Origin of the sequence: uncultured Friedmanniella sp. (assembly GCF_964244005.1) — a bacterium.
In the GTDB taxonomy this organism is placed as follows: Bacteria; Actinomycetota; Actinomycetes; order Propionibacteriales; family Propionibacteriaceae; genus Microlunatus.
Genome location: NZ_CAXTHG010000005.1, coordinates 136,431 through 152,481, shown reverse-complemented (window position 1 = coordinate 152,481; position 16,051 = coordinate 136,431). Strand labels below are relative to the sequence as shown.

Annotated in this window: 14 protein-coding genes; 11 read left to right on the top strand and 3 right to left on the bottom strand. The window is 70.8% G+C overall.

Annotated features, from left to right (window positions below; all coding sequences use genetic code 11):
• The first annotated feature begins 162 nt into the window (after positions 1 to 162).
• The 9 genes from ACFE76_RS05075 (at position 163) to ACFE76_RS05035 (ending at position 9,582) form a co-directional block, all read left to right on the top strand.
• Complete coding sequence (locus tag ACFE76_RS05075) at positions 163 to 831, top strand: RraA family protein (RefSeq protein ID WP_375430656.1); 669 nt, start codon at positions 163 to 165, stop codon at positions 829 to 831.
• Positions 828 to 2,024, top strand: coding sequence for a PLP-dependent aminotransferase family protein (locus ACFE76_RS05070; RefSeq protein WP_375430655.1), 1,197 nt, complete (start codon positions 828 to 830; stop codon positions 2,022 to 2,024). Before ACFE76_RS05075 ends, ACFE76_RS05070 begins: the two co-directional genes overlap by 4 nt.
• The gene (locus ACFE76_RS05065) at positions 2,021 to 2,962 is read left to right on the top strand and encodes a DMT family transporter (RefSeq protein ID WP_375430689.1); all 942 of its coding nucleotides are present in this window, start codon (positions 2,021 to 2,023) and stop codon (positions 2,960 to 2,962) included. Before ACFE76_RS05070 ends, ACFE76_RS05065 begins: the two co-directional genes overlap by 4 nt.
• An 87-nt stretch (positions 2,963 to 3,049) precedes the next feature.
• On the top strand, positions 3,050 to 3,325 hold the full coding sequence (locus ACFE76_RS05060; RefSeq protein WP_375430654.1) for a hypothetical protein: 276 nt from the start codon (positions 3,050 to 3,052) through the stop codon (positions 3,323 to 3,325).
• A 72-nt stretch (positions 3,326 to 3,397) separates the two neighbouring features.
• Positions 3,398 to 6,469 carry a BTAD domain-containing putative transcriptional regulator gene (locus tag ACFE76_RS05055; RefSeq protein ID WP_375430653.1) on the top strand — a complete coding sequence of 1,024 codons (3,072 nt, stop codon included), beginning with the start codon at positions 3,398 to 3,400 and terminating at the stop codon, positions 6,467 to 6,469.
• 189 nt (positions 6,470 to 6,658) lie between these two features.
• Positions 6,659 to 7,432 (top strand): hypothetical protein, encoded by a 774-nt coding sequence (locus ACFE76_RS05050; RefSeq protein ID WP_375430652.1) that lies wholly within the window; start codon positions 6,659 to 6,661, stop codon positions 7,430 to 7,432.
• Positions 7,433 to 7,560: 128 nt separating this feature from the next.
• The gene (locus ACFE76_RS05045; protein ID WP_375430651.1) at positions 7,561 to 8,085 is read left to right on the top strand and encodes a hypothetical protein; all 525 of its coding nucleotides are present in this window, start codon (positions 7,561 to 7,563) and stop codon (positions 8,083 to 8,085) included.
• On the top strand, positions 8,078 to 8,830 hold the full coding sequence (locus tag ACFE76_RS05040; protein WP_375430650.1) for a hypothetical protein: 753 nt from the start codon (positions 8,078 to 8,080) through the stop codon (positions 8,828 to 8,830). The genes ACFE76_RS05045 and ACFE76_RS05040 overlap by 8 nt, the downstream gene beginning before the upstream one ends.
• Before the next feature lie 458 nt (positions 8,831 to 9,288).
• A complete protein-coding gene (locus ACFE76_RS05035; protein ID WP_375430649.1) occupies positions 9,289 to 9,582 on the top strand; it encodes a hypothetical protein in 294 nt (97 codons plus the stop codon).
• 958 nt (positions 9,583 to 10,540) lie between these two features.
• Here ACFE76_RS05035 and ACFE76_RS05030 read toward each other — a convergent pair.
• From ACFE76_RS05030 to ACFE76_RS05020, 3 genes are read right to left on the bottom strand one after another with little or no spacing between them, the layout of a single operon-like run.
• Positions 10,541 to 11,656, bottom strand: a complete 1,116-nt coding sequence (locus ACFE76_RS05030; protein ID WP_375430648.1) for an IPT/TIG domain-containing protein — start codon at positions 11,654 to 11,656, stop codon at positions 10,541 to 10,543.
• Between the two features lie 43 nt (positions 11,657 to 11,699).
• Positions 11,700 to 13,208: a hypothetical protein gene (locus tag ACFE76_RS05025; RefSeq protein ID WP_375430647.1), complete on the bottom strand. Its 1,509-nt coding sequence runs from the start codon at positions 13,206 to 13,208 to the stop codon at positions 11,700 to 11,702.
• 12 nt (positions 13,209 to 13,220) lie between these two features.
• Complete coding sequence (locus ACFE76_RS05020) at positions 13,221 to 15,062, bottom strand: hypothetical protein (protein WP_375430646.1); 1,842 nt, start codon at positions 15,060 to 15,062, stop codon at positions 13,221 to 13,223.
• Positions 15,063 to 15,250: 188 nt separating this feature from the next.
• Here ACFE76_RS05020 and ACFE76_RS05015 point away from each other — a divergent pair, with 188 nt between their 5' ends.
• Both ACFE76_RS05015 and ACFE76_RS05010 read left to right on the top strand, forming a co-directional pair.
• Complete coding sequence (locus ACFE76_RS05015) at positions 15,251 to 15,625, top strand: hypothetical protein (protein ID WP_375430645.1); 375 nt, start codon at positions 15,251 to 15,253, stop codon at positions 15,623 to 15,625.
• A 99-nt stretch (positions 15,626 to 15,724) separates the two neighbouring features.
• Complete coding sequence (locus ACFE76_RS05010; protein ID WP_375430644.1) at positions 15,725 to 16,042, top strand: peptidoglycan-binding protein; 318 nt, start codon at positions 15,725 to 15,727, stop codon at positions 16,040 to 16,042.
• Positions 16,043 to 16,051: the final 9 nt, after the last annotated feature.

Here is a 16,051-nt window from a genome sequence, read left to right as displayed (position 1 = left end):
GCTGCGGCAGCGAGCTGGCGGCGCGCGGGAGCCCCTGCGGACTTCAGTCCACGCTTCATCAGCTGGGGACGAGCTCGGCCCCTCGACGAAGCTGAAGCAACCAGCCGTGCTGGTGCTGCGGACGCTTGGCGTCGCCAGCCTCGACCGTGGCAGAGTCATGCCATGCCGTCGGAGACTGACCTGCTGGACCGGCTCGGCCGGATCGACACGACCTCGCTGGTCGACGCCGACAAACCGTCCGGGGGCCTGCGCGTGCTGCCGCCCACGCTGCGGCCCGTCCGGCCCGGGCTCACCATGACCGGGCCGGCGTTCACCGTCGAGGCGCGCGGCGACCTGCTGGGGATGCTGCTGGCCCTGCGGGAGGCCCGTCCCGGTGACGTCCTGGTCGTGGCCGCCGGCGGCGACGAGCACGCGGTGGCCGGGGAGCTCTTCGCCACCGAGGCCGTGCGCCGCCAGCTGGCCGGGATCTTGATCGACGGACGCTGCCGCGACAGCCGCACCCTGGCCCGGCTGGAGCTGCCGGTCTTCGCCCACGGGGTCGCCCCGTCGGCCTTCCCGGCCTCTGCGGTACCGGTGCTGCAGGTGCCGGTCATGATCGGCGACGTCGAGGTCCGGCCCGGCGACCTGGTCTTCGGTGACGACGACGGGATCGTCGTCGGGACGGTCGACGCGACTGCTGCCGTGATCGGGGCGGCCGAGGACATCCACCAGCGCGAGCAGACGTTGCGGTTCCAGATCGAGGCCGGAGAGTCCCTGCTCGACCACGTCAACCTCGACGAGCACCTGGCGGCGCTGCGCGCCGGTCAGCCGTCCAGCCTGGCGTTCTCGTGACCATCCCGTACGCGGCCCGGATGGCCCGGGTACAGCCGTCGGCGATCCGCGAGCTGCTGCGGCTCGGCACCGACCCCGAGGTGATCTCCTTCGGCGGCGGCTATCCCGACCCGTCGTTGTTCCCGGTGGCGGAGCTGGCCCAGGTGTACGCCGACCTGCTCACCCCCGAGCACGCGACGGCCCTTCAGTACACCGCGTCGGTGGGGCTGCCGGAGCTGCGCAGCGCGGTGGCGGCACGGCTCACCGCGGACGGGATGCCGGCCGGGCCGGACGACGTGTTGATCATCCAGGGCGGCCAGCAGGGGCTCGACCTGGCCGGCAAGCTGGTGATCGACGCCGGCGACGTAGTCGTCACCGACAACCCGACGTTCCTCGGGGCGCTGATCGCCTTCAACCCGTACGAACCGCGCTACGCACCGGTCCGGACCGACGTCGACGGGATGGACACCGACCACCTCCAGCAGGTGCTCGAGGCCAATCCGGACACGGTGATGATCTACGTGGTGCCCGACTTCGCCAACCCCAGCGGGGTCACCCTGAGCCTGCCCCGGCGACGGCGGCTGCTCGAGCTCGCCGAGGCGTACGGGGTGCTGGTGGTGGAGGACACCCCCTACCGGCCGCTGCGCTACTCCGGTGAGGAGCTGCCCACGCTGAAGAGCCTGGACACCGTCGGCCAGGTGCTGCACCTGGGCAGCTTCTCCAAGCTGCTGGCCCCGGGACTGCGGCTCGGCTGGGCCCACGCGAGCCCGGAGGTCCTGGAGCGGCTCGCGCTGCTCAAGCTCGCCGCCGACACCCAGAACAGCACGCTGAACATGGCGGCCACCGCCGGCTATCTCGGGCGCTACGACCTGGACGCCCACTTGGCCCGGGTCGTCCCCGTCTATCGGCACAAGCGGGACCTGATGCTCACCACACTCGCCAGCACGCTGCCGCCGGGTGTGCAGTTCACCGAACCGGACGGCGGGCTGTTCACCTGGCTGACCTTCCCGCCCGGCTTCGACGCCGCCGCGTTCATGGCCCAGACCCTGCTGCCCGAGGCCAAGGTGGCCTACGTGCCCGGCGCCACCTTCTTCCCGGTCGACCACGAGCCGAACCACGCCCGGCTGAGCTTCTCGGGCGTACCCGACGACCGGCTGGTGCACGGCGTCAGCGAGCTCGGCCGGCTGCTGACCCGAACCCTGGGCAGAACCTGAGCTCCAGCAGCCAGCGGACCGCGTCGACTGCGGGACGCGGACTGGTCCTGGTGATCACCGCCGGGGTCATCTGGGGCACCCTCGGCATCGCCGTCCGTCTGGTGCACGAGCGGTCGGGACTGTCCCCGCTGACGATCAGCGCCTACCGGACCCTGGCGGCCGTCCTCGTGCTGACCGGCGCCATCGCCGTCCGGCGGCGGCTCGCCATCTCCTGGGCCGCGGCCCGCAGCCACGGGCGGCGCATCGCGGCGGTCGGACTGCTCACCATCGCTTTCCAGGTGCTGTTCTTCGTCGCCGTCGTCGCGAGCGGGGTCAGCGTCGCGACCGTGATCTGCCTCGGCTTTGCCCCGGTCCTCCTGCTCGTCATCGATTCCGTCCGGCAACGACGGCTCCCCGCGGCGACCCACCTCCTGACGGTGGTGATGGCCATCGCCGGGCTGCTGCTGGTCAGCCTGCTCGGCAGCGGCCCGGGCGACCAGGCGTCGAGCCCGCTCATCGGCGTGGTCAGCGCCTTGGCGTCCGGGGCTGCGTTCGGCCTCTCCGCTGAGGTCGCCCGACCGCTGTCGCAGGCCCTCGACACCCTCACCATCACCGTGGCGACCCTGGCGGTGGCGGCCGCCGTCCTGGTGCCGGGCGTGCTCGCCGTCGCCTACGTCCGGGGCGACCCGCTGACGACGACCGACCTTCCCTCCTGGCTGCTCCTGGTCTATCTCGGCGTCGTCACGATGGCGCTCGCGTACGCGCTGCTCTACGCCGGACTTCGCAGCACGAGCAGCGGGGTCGCCATGATCGCCACCCTGGTCGAACCCGTCGTCGCGGTGCTGCTGGCCGTGCTGTTGCTGCACGAGCAGCTCACCCTCGCGGGTGCCGTCGGTTGCCTGTTGATCGTGGCGGCCATCGGGTCACTCGGCCGGCAGTCGGACCCGCCGCCCCAGTAGGGTCAGCCGCTGAGGCTGGGCCGTGACCACGGACCGGCGGGACGGGCGGTGCAAGTCCGCTGCAACCGCGATCGGGACAGTGGTCGGGTGGACTCCGCGACCGACCCGTCCGCGACTCCGAGCCGCGACCTCACGCTCGACCTGGGCAGGTGCGCCGAGACTGCCGGACACGACCAGCTGACCGCCGCGCTGCTCGGCTGCCCGGGAGTGACACGGGCCCACGTGGACCCGTACGTCACCTGGGCCCTCGCCACCTTCGACCCCGACCGCACGGATCCGGAGCAGATCGTGCAGCAGCTGGCGGCCGCCGGTCTCGAGGTCCGGATCGCGCGGCTGTTCGAGCCGGACGAACGCGAGGCCTGAGCCCTGCCGACACGTCCCTCGGTGCTCGCCAGACCTGGTCGGCCCCCGCGGCGTGGTGCCACACTGCTCGCTATGCAGGTGAGGCTACTGGGCCCGGTGACGTGCCGGCACGAGGGGCGATCCCTGCCGCTCGGCGGCGTCAAGCAGCGGGCCGTCTTCGCCCTGCTCGCGCTGGAAGCCGGCCGGGTCGTCAGCACGGACCGGCTGATCGACGAGCTCTGGCCCGACGGCCCACCGGCGCAGGCCGTCCTCACGCTGCGGGCGTACGTGTCCCGGCTGCGGCGGGTGCTGGAACCGACGCCTGCCCAGATCACCACTCAGCCACCCGGGTGGGTGCTGAGCCTGCCGGCGGAGGCGACGGACCTATCCCGGTTCAGCGCGCTGCTGGACCGGGGCCGCGCGGCCGCCCAGTCCGGGGAGCCGACCGCGCTGCGGTCAGCCGTCGCCGACCTCGACCAGGCGCTCGGCCTGTGGTCGGGCGAGGCGTTGGGCGACCTGGCCGACGTGCCGTTCGCCCGGACGGAGGCGACCCGGCTCAGTGACCTGCGTGACGCGGCCGTCGAGACGCTGCTGGAGGCCAGGCTCGCGGTCGGTGAGCCCGAGGTCGTCGTCGACCAGGCACGTCGCGTGGTCGCAGCCCGACCGTTCCGGGAGCGCGGCTGGCGCGCGTTGATGATCGCGCTCTACCGCACGGGTCGGCAGGCCGAGGCGCTGGACACGTACGGGCAGCTGCGCCGGACGCTCGCCGACGAGCTCGGCCTCGACCCGTCGCCCGCCCTGCGCGACCTCGAACGCCAGCTGCTGCAGCACGACCCGGTCCTGCGGGCCCCGCGACCGAGCGCCGACCGCAGCCTGGTCCAGGTGGAGCCGTCGCTGCCCGCTGCCGATCCAGACCGGCCCGACCCGGCCCGGACCACCGCAGGATGGCCGTTGGTCGGGCGCCGACCGGCGCTGGCCGCCCTGGCGAGCGTGGTGCGCGCCGCGTCCTCCGGGTCAGGAGGGCTGGTGGTCGTCCGCGGCCCGATGGGCGCCGGCAAGACCACCGTGTTCGACGCGCTCGAGGAGGTCGTGCGGCGGTCCGGCGGCCGGGTCGTGCACGGGCACGGGCTGCCTGACGGGGCGGCCCCGGCGCTCTGGCCCTGGGTCACCGTGCTGCGCGAGCTCACCGCCGCCACCCCCGGCCTGGCCGAGGGAACCCGCGGCGACGACGACCCGTCGGCGGCGGCTCTCGCCGCGCTGCAGCCCGTTCCACCGGAGGACCCGTCCGAGACGCGGCCGCCGCTCAGCCGGTCGCTGCTGTTCCGCGGGGTGCTCGACCTGCTCGAGCGGGCTCAGCGGTCGGGACCCGTGGCGGTGCTGGTCGACGACGCCCATTGGGTCGACCGCGACACGCTGACCCTGCTCCGGTTGGCGGTCGAGGAGCTCGCCCCCGACGGCCTCCTCGTGGCGGTCGCGGTGCGCTCGGACGAGCCCACCGCCGAGCTCGACCGGGCCCTCGGCTCGCTGCCCCGCGACCTGGTCACCCGGGTCGAGCTGGCGCCGCTGGCGGCCGAGGACGTCTCGGCGTTGATCCGCACCATCGACGGCCGCGAGCCCGAGCCGGGGGTCGTCGCGGCCGTCACCGAACGCACGGGTGGGAACGCGCTCTTCGTGACCGAGCTGGTCAAGCTGCTGAGCGCCGAGCGAGGACTCACCACCAGCGCGGCCCAGCAGGCTCTGCCCGCCGAGGTGCTGGACGTCCTGGGACGCCGGCTCGACCGGCTGCCGGCAGCCACGGTCTCGCTGCTCGGGGTGGCGGCCCTGCTGGGGTCCGGGCCTGTCACCCCCGACCTGCTGGCCCGGACGACGGGCCTGGACGAGGAACAGGTCCTCGACTCCTGCGAGGCCGCGCTGCTGGCCGGGCTGCTGGTCGAGACCGGCGACGGGACGGGCCGGTTCGCGCTCAGCCACGCGCTCGTCCGCGAGACGCTGGTCGCCCGCCTCTCGGTGGCCCGCCGCGTCCACCTGCACGCCAAGATCGCGGCCGCCCTGCAGCAGCGCAACCCCCAGCAGACCGACGAGGTGCTCGAGGTCGCCCGTCAGCTGGTGCTCGCGGCGCCGGCGGTCGGACCGGCCGCAGCTGTCCCCTATCTCGTGTCGGCGGCCGAGGACGCGTTACGCCGCTCCGCCACCGAAGCGGCCCACGACACGCTCGTCCAGGCCCTCCGGCTCGCGGCGGCGGTCCCCGACCCCGTCGTCCGCCAGTCCCTGCACGCCCTGGTGCAAGGCCATCTCGACGCCCTCTGGATGTGGGCCGCGAGCAGCGCCGAGGAACGACTGCCGACGCCGGCCCCGGCCGCGCCGACCGACGCCGCGTCGGCGGCCGCCTGGCTCGGCACCGTCGTCGCCACCGCCGTCCGTGGCCGCTACGCGGGGTCGATGGCCGCCGCGGCGGAGGTGCTGGCCGACCGACCGGCCCCGATCGCCGCCAGCACAGCCCGCTTCGTGCTCGGACACTTGGCGCTGCTGTCCGGCGACCTGAGGACCGCCCGGCGCGAGCTGGACGTCCTCCGCCAGCTGCTGGCCGACGGCGTCGACATCCAGCTGCCCGGTCGGCTGTTCCACATGGTCGAGGACGTCTACGCCTACCGCGCGATGCTCGAGCACGCGGTCGGGAACGAAGCCGCGGCCGACGAGGAGGTGGCTGGGCTGCTGCGTTCCTCGACGACGGCTGAGGACGTTCAGGTGAAGTGCGACTTCTACCTCGCCCTGCTGGCCACCATGCGCGGCGACGCCGACCAGGCCCGCCGCCGTGGCGAGCAGTGCCGCCGGCTCTCCGACCGGCTGGGGTTCGGCATCTTCGAGCTGCACGCCGACCAGGTGCAGGCGTGGGCCGACGCGATGAAGGGCGACCCGACCGGGCCGGAGCGGGCTGACGCCGCAGCCGCGGCCTACCGGAACAGCGGCATCAAGATCTTCGCGCCGACCTACCGGATGCTCGCCGCCGAGGCGTACGCGCGGCACGGTGACCTGGCGACGGCCCGGGAGCGGGCCCGCCAGTCGGCGGAGGTCGCCGCCGAGACCGGCGAATACTTCCTCGGCCCACGGCTCCGCGCGCTGGCCACCTCCCTGATCGGCGTCGTCGGGGCGGGGATCTCGCCTTAGGGCCCACGTCACAAGAGCCTGCGACATGGTGCCGCGTAGTCGCGGCACCATGTCGCAGGCTCTTCTTCGCGCGGTTTGCAGCCCGGTTGCAGAGCGGCGGTCCGGGGCCGGCCCACGAGCGCAAGCGGGCCGCAACCGATGCCCAGCACACTGTCGGGGTTCCCACCACCGCTCAGAAGGAGTACCGCCATGCATCACCTCACGCTGCAGCAGCGCACCCCGCGCCGCCTCGCCCTCTCACTCGCCGCTCTCGCCGTGGTCGGGACGGCGGCCACCGGACTGGCCGCGGCTCCGGCCCAGGCCGCACCGCCCCGGCCGGCCACCTTCCGGATCCAGGCCGCCCTCGCGCCGCGGGACCCCGTCGTCGTCGGAGTCAGCAAGACGAAGAAGGTCCCGTTGAGCATGGCCGTGACCGAGAGCAGCGCCAACGCCTCCGCCACCGACGTCGTGCTCGACGGCGGGCCGAAGATCTACCGGGTGCCGCTGGCCGAGGGTGAGAGCTTCGACGGCCTGACCTTCTTCGACGCCACCATCACCCTCAGGCCGTCCGCGCTGACCAACGACCAGGCCGGGCCGTGGCCGACGACGTTCCGGATCCTCGACGACCAGCCCGAAGCCGCCGTCACCAACGACCTCCAGGTCCTCCGCGCCACCCGACTGAAGGTCAACGCCAGCCCGGAGCCGGTCAGGGCGGGCGGCACCGTCACGGTGACGGGGCTGCTGGAGCGGGCGAACTGGGACAGGGGCCGCTACCTCCCCTACTCCGGCCGGCCCCTCGACCTGCAGTTCCGGACGACGAACGGCACGTACGCGACGATCAAGAGCCTGAAGACGAGCACCGCGGGTACCGTCCGCACCACGGTGACGTCCGGGACCCAGGACGGCTACTACCGTCTCGTCTTCGCCGGCACCGGGTCCAGCGGGTCCTCCCACACCGCTGGAGACTTCGTCGACGTCAGGTAGCCGGCGTGATCTCGTGACCGGAGTTCGTCGGACAACCCCTCCCCCGACGTCACCGGAGCGGGCATGGTGGTCCGATGTCGGCCAGCCGGAATATCGCGCAGCGATCCAGCGATTCGACGTTGCTGATCGTGACCCTGGTCTTTATCGTGATCGCTACGGGTACCGCCGTCCTGGGGTTGTGGGGCCTGATCCTGATCGACGCCCACGTGGTGCCGCTGACCCTGCTCAGCACGCTGCACGCACTGGTCGACCTGTATTCGGGAAACCGTCCAGAATGGCAGGGTGAAGGCGTTTCGCTGCCCCTGCCGTACCAGGTCGCCGAGGTGACCGTGGCCGAGCCGACCACGCCGACCGCGAGCGCGCCGCCGCCCAGCGCACCGCCGCCGATCTCTCCCTCACCCTCCCCGGACGCCGCGCTGGCGATCGAGCTGCACTGCCTCACCCGTCTCCCGGTCGGCAGTGCGCCGCAGCAGCTGGTGCCCAACGCGGTGGAGGTCTCGGCGCAGGGGGTCTGCCTGGCGAAGGGGTTCACCGACCTCGGCTGGAGCCCGGACGGCGACACCGTGGTGTGGCGAACCTCCATCGACGGCCGGTCGTGCCGGCCGATCCAGACCGACGGTCCGGTCGACCTGAGGTTCGTGAAGCATGGCTGAGGCACCCGTCCCGCGGCTGGTGGTGCTCCTCCGGGTGGCCGCGGCGTCCGCGCTGGGCTCGTTGGCTGCCGTGGTCACCATCGGCTTCGTCCTCGACCAGCAGATCCGCTTTCCCTGGGTGGTCAATTCCGGGGCGGTCCTCGTCGCAGCTCTGTGTGCGGTCGCGGTCGCCATGATCGCCGCCGACCAGGAATCGACGGCCCTCGCCGCACCGGTTCGGGCGACCGGCGGTGAGTCGAGCGACCCCGCCACCGGTCCTGCTCCCCGGCCGCAGACCCGGCCGCCAGCCCTGCCGCCGCTCTCGCCGGGGCCAGCGGCGCCCGCGGAGGCTGGGTTCACGTTGACCGGAGCCGCCGCCGGCAGGTCGACGGGTGGGCTCTCCTGGCACGAAGCCGCCGAACGCGGCGCGGCTGGCGCGGTGTCCGGGGCGGCGTCGCTGTCGGCCCCGCCCCCGCTGGTCGCCGAGCCGGACCCGGAGGCAGACCACGACCAGCCTGTTCCGCCCGCCTCGGAGGAGATCCGGCTGACCACGGCGGATCCCGAGCGGGCCGTACGCCGGGTGGTGCAGTGCCCTCGTTGCGGGTCGTTCGGGGTGCTCGCCGTGCAGGTCCGGGACGGCTGCTCGTTCGAGTGTCACGACTGCGGTCACCCGTGGCACTGGCGACCCGGGACGCCGGAGGTCGGACCAGACCGGGGTCTCGAATGTAACTTTCAGTACGGGCGGTGTCCACCTATGCGGCTTTGATCAAGCGCGAATCGTTGTTAACTCACCGGAGTATGTTGGTGAAGTGAACAGTATCAGCCGTGATGGTAATTGTGGATCGGGCAGGCCTCACGCTCGTCCAGCTGGATTTATTGGCGGCGCTTCGTCCGTTGTCAATCAAAACGGAACTGTATGTCTGTCTTCGGGTTGGCAGTATAATCCCGACACCACGTACTATTTCGTTGGCTCAACTGCCGTCGGCACCACAAGGACGATGATGCCCGCGTCTCACCGTACCTGAGCTACTGAGGAAGGAGCCTTCACTCATGCGTCCTCACCAATATCTTGTCGGCATAGCCGCTGTCCTGATAGTGGGCTACGGAATCGCCTCTGGAGTTGCCTCTCAGTCCCTGGTTGCCGCCCCGGCCCCACATCCGGTACCAGCGTCTGCTGTCGCGTCGGGTGTTACGAAGGACGGACGTCACTACGGTCCTGTGCCGATGCCTGCAGGAGAAGAGAACGGTGTTCCTGACGCTCTCACGCCGGATCTAGTCTCAGTGATGGGCAATCACGGAATCGAGGGTTATGCCGACAGCAAGCTTGTGTTCGGAGACGCCGACCAGCCGTCTAACCCGGAAGAGGCTGTCGCCTATCAGAAGGCTCGAACAGAGGCTTACAATAACGGAAAACGAGTTGCGTACGTAGTCCCTGTCTATAGCGCCGACGGAGCCACCCAGGTTGATACCTTCTCTGTCAAGCTCCCACCGCCTCCGCAGGAGGAGGGGAAGCGCTGACTTGTCATTTAGATGTGTGGGGCCTGAGGCTCGCCAAGGCAACTTCAAAGGAGAGCACGCCCCCAAGCCGCTTTGAACCTCAGCGACCAATGGGATGCCTCGCCACGTTTGGCATCAGCAACGAGCAGGGTCTGCCTCGAACGCAACGACACCAACCGTGACTGGTCGAGTCTTCGCCAGGCACTCGCCGCCCAGCCCCGGTCCTTTGATGAGGTCGGCGTCGGAGCCGCCTTTGATCGTGGTTGGGCTTGGAGTCATGGTTTCTGCTTTCGGGCAGGGGCGGACCGCCGGGTGCGCTCCGGGGCGGGTTCCGTGGGGTGGTGGTGGTCGGCCGGTTCGACCGGTCAGATGGGTGCCGGGATGGCGGTGATCCGAGTGAACGCGGCCGGCGATCTGAGTTGCCCAGGGCGAGCCGGGCGGTATCCGGAGGCGGCGTCGTCGGCCGCCGTGGCTGTAGCGGGCGGGCACGTGCAGGGTCCGGAACCGCAGCGTTTTCGGTCGAGCGCGGACCAGGTCGGAGGCCTCATGCAGGGCGAGCAGCTGGAGCCAGCCGGTCAGATCGGCCGCTATTGCGGCGATCTGGACCCACACCTGGTGGATGGCGACTCCCGCGACGGGAGCCGGCCCAGGCCGGTGTCTCTTGCGATCCGGATCCGGTCCTCGACCCGGGCGTGCGCGCGATGCCGGGCTTCGAGGAACCCGAGCCGACCCCTCCGGGTGTTGATGACGAACGCTTGGTAGCGCTACCCGTCGGCCTGCTCGAACAGGGTGAGCCCGGCGCCGACCGGCGTATTCAGACCCTGGCTACACCCTGCATTGTGAAGAGCCAAATATGTCCGTCGCAAGAAGAATTCTCCCTGGTCAGGAGCACTCTTCGCTTGATCAACTCGCGGACAGAACCGCCACCTCATGCATGATCCGGGCTCGTGCCCCCATTAGGATAGGGGGCACGAGACCGTCACTCCTCGTAGGCGAAAGAGATCGAGTCGCTCGTCGCGTCCGGCGAGCTCACCGAGACCCAGACCGAGCCGCTGGTGACCGGCTCGGGCACGGTGGCGGTGATCTGGCTGTCGTCGTCGATGGTCCAGGTGTCGACCCATACGTCACCGAACGACACCCCGTTCGCCGCCAGGAACCCGGACCCGGTGAGCACCACCTGGCTGCCGGCGGTGCTGGTGTCGGGACCGATGAAGGACAGGGTCAGTGATGACGTCGGCGGCGAGGGCGGCGTAGAGCTGTCGGCGTAGCTAAACCAGACCCCGTCGCTCGTCGCGTCGGGGGTGCTGACCGCCACCGAGACCGAGCCGCTGGCGTTCGGCTCGGGCACGGTCGCGGTGATCTGGCTGTCGCTGTCGATGGTCCACGTCTCGACCCAGACGCCGCCGAACGACACCCCGTCCGCCGGCGCGAACCCGGAGCCGGTGAGCACGACCTGGTCACCGGCGACACCGGCGTCCGGACTGATCGCGTCGAGGATGAGGGCCGTGGACACCGTCCCGGACCCGGAGCCCGACACCTGCGCCTGGACGCGCGGGATGATCGTGTCGACCAGCTGGGCGATCCGGACGTCGCCCGGGCAGACCTTGCCGTTGCTGTTCGACCACTTCTCACCGGCCGCCACCCGCCACGGGTCGATGCCCTGGCGGTGATAGCCGATGCCGCGCTGCCCGGCCGTGCTGTCGGCGATCAGCTCCGCCGGGATGTCGTAGGTCTGGCACGCCCAGACGATGATGCCGGTGATCGCGTCGAGCTGTGCGTCCGACCACGGGTTCTTCTCGTCGCCCCCGTCGCTGGTCTCGATGCTGATCAGACGGTGGTTGCCCTGCAGGTTGGCGTCGGCCTGGTCGTCGGTGTCGACCCACTGGTAGACCGTGCCGTCCAGGGCGCCGTCGGCGGGGCCGCCGACCCCGAGGTGCGACTCGGTGCCAGCCCAGCCGTTCTCGCGGAACATCGACTCGGTGCCGGCGAGGAAGCCGACCATCGTGTGGACGCAGACGATGTCGTGCGCGTCCATCGGGGCACCGGGGCTGCCGGCGGCGAGCGGCCGCCACTCGGCGTTGGGGTAGGTGGCCATGGTGAAACCTCGATCTTTCGTGGGTGTGAGCGTGGGTGGGGCTTTAGTGGGTGGCCGGGTCCGGCGCGGCGGCCGGGAGGCTCGGGTCGTCCGACGGCGGCAGGGCGGGCAGGACGGCACAGACGACCGCCACCACCTGCATGCTGGGCATGGTCAGCGTGGCCGTCTCCGAGGAGGCGTCGTAGGCCATCTGCGAGTCCTGCATCGACCAGGGGCCGAGACTGGTGTGGCTCTCGGCGGCCGTCCGGTCGGACTCGGTCCAGCGACCGCTCACCGAGACGTTGCGGGTCAGCACCATGGCGATCGGGACGCCGAGGGGCAGCCCGCCGACGGCGGTCCCTGAGCTGAACTCGCCCGCCTTCTGACCGGGGGCGTACCAGCGCGGCATCCGGAGCACCGCGTCGTTCCACCACCCGTCGCGGGAGATCTGCACGAAGCAGTACTCGAGGGAGAGGGTGAGCTCGTTGGTCTCCATCGACTGGGTCGAGGTGGTCTCGCGGTCGTCGTCGATCTCGGCCACCACGGCCGGCGACTGGGCCCGGATCAGGTGCGCCAGCGCCTGGGAGACCGCGAGGTCGCCGTCCCCGGCGATGACCGAGTTGTCCTGGGCGAGCGCGGCGACCAGCTGGCGCCGAGAGCCGGCGGCGAGGACGCGTACCGCTGCGTCATCGTCGACGGTCCGCGCCAGGGGCGTGGCGACGAACCCGGCGGCGAGCGTGGGCGCCCGCAGCTGGAGCCGGCCGGTCGAGGGCACCAGGAGGTCCGCCGACGAAGCCGAAAGCCTGGTCTGGAACACCCGGCCCTTGGTCCGGACGGAGGTCTCCGACAGGTCCACCCCGACGTGGTCACGGACGACCGGCTGGTGGCTCTTCACCAGCTGCTCCGCGACGACCACCGGAGGCTGGGTCACCTCGACCGCCACGGGCGGGTCGACGGTCGGCACGACCACCTCGGCGATCGCGGTCTCGTCGAGAGTGCGAAAGCGCCACATCTTCTCGAACCGGGTCTGGTCGATGATCGGCGGCGACTGGTGGGGGTCGGGCAAGGTGTCGGTAGGCGGCTCGCCCGTGCCGCTCGTGCTGCTCTGGCCCTCGCCCGACTGCTCGCTCGAGGTGGTGGTGTAGGTCGACCAGCCGCCGGTGCTGGTGGCGTCGTACCAGTTCAGCGGCACGGCCACCAGCTCCTTCGGCCCGTTGCCGCCGAAGGCCGACCGCGCGGTGTTGACCACCCGGAGGAAGGCGTCGGCCGCGGGGGTCCCGAGCGGGTCGAGAGGTGTCGCCATGTTGATCAACGCCCCGTACATTGTCGCGGCCGAGAGGAAGCCGGAGAAACGGCCGTCGACGACGGGTCCCATCAGGTTGGTCACGACGTTCAGGAAGGTCTGGACCGCCATCGGGTTGACGACGCCGGTCGGAGAGAAGGAGGACGGGTTGACGGCGACCCCGGGGACGAAGCCCAACGCCGTCTGGGTTCCTGGCGGCGGCGCGTACTCACTGCTCAGGTAGTCATCGAGTGCTTGGCCGAGAGCCAGGAGCCCAGTGGCGTCAGACATCTGCAGCTCCGTTCAGACGTTGGCGCCGGCGGGCGTCAGGATCGGGGCAACGGGGGTGCCGCTGCCGTCGGACGTCGGGGTGCCGTCAGTCGTCGGCGTGCTGTCGGCGGGCGCGGGGTCCGTCGTCGTGTCCGCCGGCTTGTCGACGTTCGGGTCGTCGAGCCGCGGGTTCGAGCCGACGATCTCGCCGATGTAGCCGGCGATCTGCGAGCCGTTGATGGTCAGCGTGCCCGTGTCGGTGAACGAGTCGTAGGAGAAGCCCCAGCTCGACGAGGCGTCGGAGGACTGGCTGCCGGCCCAGTCGCTCTCGGTGTGGCTGACGGAGCCGCCGAAGCCCATGAAGCCGACGCTGCCGCCCGCGTTCCAGGAGCTGCTGTCGGAGTGCGCCGCCTGGTTGGCCTGGTACTCCGACAGGGCCTGGCCCGCCGCGCCCCAGCCGGTGGCGGTGATCGTCACGTTGCGGATGACCAGCGCCTGGGTGGTGATCATCGGCAGCAGCTTCTTGTCGTCGCCGTCCTGGCCGGCGATCGTGCCGTCGCTCACGCAGCCGGCCTTCTCACCGGGTACGTACCAGCCACCGATGTGGAACAGCTCGGTCAACAACCAGGGCCGCTCGATCTTGATCACGCCGAACTCGCACGAGATCGACGCCGTGGTGGAGGAGTCGGCGTGCTGGCTGGAGGACTGACCGCCCTGGTGACCGGCGCTGTCACTCTCCGAGGACGAGCCGCCCCCCGAACCGCCGATGCTGATACCGAAGAAGCTCGCACCCGCACTGGCCTGGGTCGAGGAGCTCGTCCCCTTGTACCAGCTGTTGGCAAAGCTGCTGCTCTGCGCGCCGCCGCTGCTGTGGTAGCGGTCCGACGAGGCCGAGATCCCGGCGAAACCGATGTCATTGTTGGTGTGGTCGTACCAGCTGGCCGGGGTGACCTGGGTGTACGGGGTGCGGACCGCGACGGCGCCGGCCAGCGAGAGGTCCCACTTGTCGAGCAGCTCGCGGGCCTGGGAGACGAAGTGCGCGGCCGCCGAGCCGCCCTCGGAGTTCATCAGGTCGAGGGCCTTCTCGACGTCGTCGGCGCCCGAGCTGCGCCAGATCTGGTAGGCAGTGTCCACCTTCTGCTGCAGCGAGGCGCCGGTCGCGGGCCACACCGAACCGAGGATCGGGTCGGCCATGGCCTGGGCCTGCTGGGTGGCGAAGGTGGCCTTGGCGTCGGCGTAGCTCTGCGAGAACTTGATCCAGTTCTGGAACTTGATCGAGGGACCGGTGATGTTGCCGTCGGCGTCGTGGTTGTAGAGGACCTTCTCGGCATCCGCCAGGGCCTGCGCGACGTCGGCCGGCTGCGGCGGCGGGGGGACGGCCTGGACTGAGTGCACGAGACCCTCGTACGCCGAGCTGAGCTTGCGGGTGCTCGGGTAGGGCCGGTAGGTCCCGTCCCCGGTCACCATGGGCATCTCGTCGAAGAGCCAGGCCGTGTTCAGGGCGGCCTGCATCGACGCCATCAGGGCCTGGTCCTGGGTGGGCTTGACCGGCACCGGGGTGACCGGCGGCGTGCCGGCAGGGGCGGCCGGCTGCGGCACGGGCGGCGGCACCGGGTCGACCTTCGGCAGGGTGCCGTCGTTGTTCAGCTTCGCCAGGGTGGCTCCACCGGCCGGGGTCCAGGGGTTGGCGTACTGACGCGGGTCGACGGGCAGGCCGTTCGGCATGTGCATGTACGCGACCTGACGGAGCGGCTTGCCGCTCTTGTCCACCGTCTGCTGACCGAGGATGCGGTCAACCAGCTGGTCGAGGGTGTCGAGCAGCGCTTTGGTGATCCCGCCCGCCTGCTCGAGCTGTTCCTGCGGTGTTTCTGGCATGGTGCGCTCCATCCGAAAGGTGAGCGCCGTCGTGGCGCTCGGTGCCCAGACAGAGCGCCTCCACGGTGGCGTGATACCGGTCACCAAGCCGTCGACCAGCGGGTGGAAAAGGTCGTCCTGAACGGTATTTCCGACGTCGCCGTGACCTCTCACGTACGGGTCAGGGAACGTTTCTCGTGGAGGTCGGAATGAGCGTCACCGAAGAACAGATCGCCGCAGCCGGACAGTGGCTGACCAACGTCGAGGCGCTGGCCGCCGCCTGTGACCAGACAGGATTTCCCTTCTACCTCGGCTGCACCATCCTGCAGAAGGAGACGGGCGGCGCGAACATCTTCGGCCACGACCGGGGTGGCGCCTTTTCCGAGTCTGGTCACGACATCGAGGTGACCAAGGAGCGGTACCAGAAGTTCCGCGAGCTGATCCGGCACCAGTCGAGCAACGGCGTCGGTCCGATGCAGATCACGTTCCGGGGATTCTTTGACCAGATGGAGCAGCAGGGTCTGCAGCCCTGGGTGCCCGCCGACAACATCCGGTTCGGCATTTCCGTCCTGCACCGCACCTGAAGCTCGACCGGAAGCTTCTACCAGAGCGCCAAGGCCTACAACGGCGGTGACGCCTACGCCCAGGACGCGGTCGAGCGGGCCAAGACCTGGAAGCAGCGGGTGGGCACCGACGACGTCCAGCACAGCGTGACTGAGGACTGGAGCCGCGGTGACGTCTACGTGGCCAAGCTCTGCTTCGGGACCATGGCGTCAGACTCGGTACGGCGGCTGCAGCACGTCCTCAACCAGCGCGACGGGGCCACGGCACTGCCCACCACGGGCAACTACCTCGAGCTCACCGACGCGGCGGTCCGCTCCTGGCAGGCGAGCGTCCACGATCCCGTCGACGACGAGCACGCCTCCTCGGTCGGACCCCAGCAGGCCAACCTGCTGTTCTCGCAGCCGCCCTACCGGCTGCTGGTCCACAGCCACGCCTGAGCGGCGGAG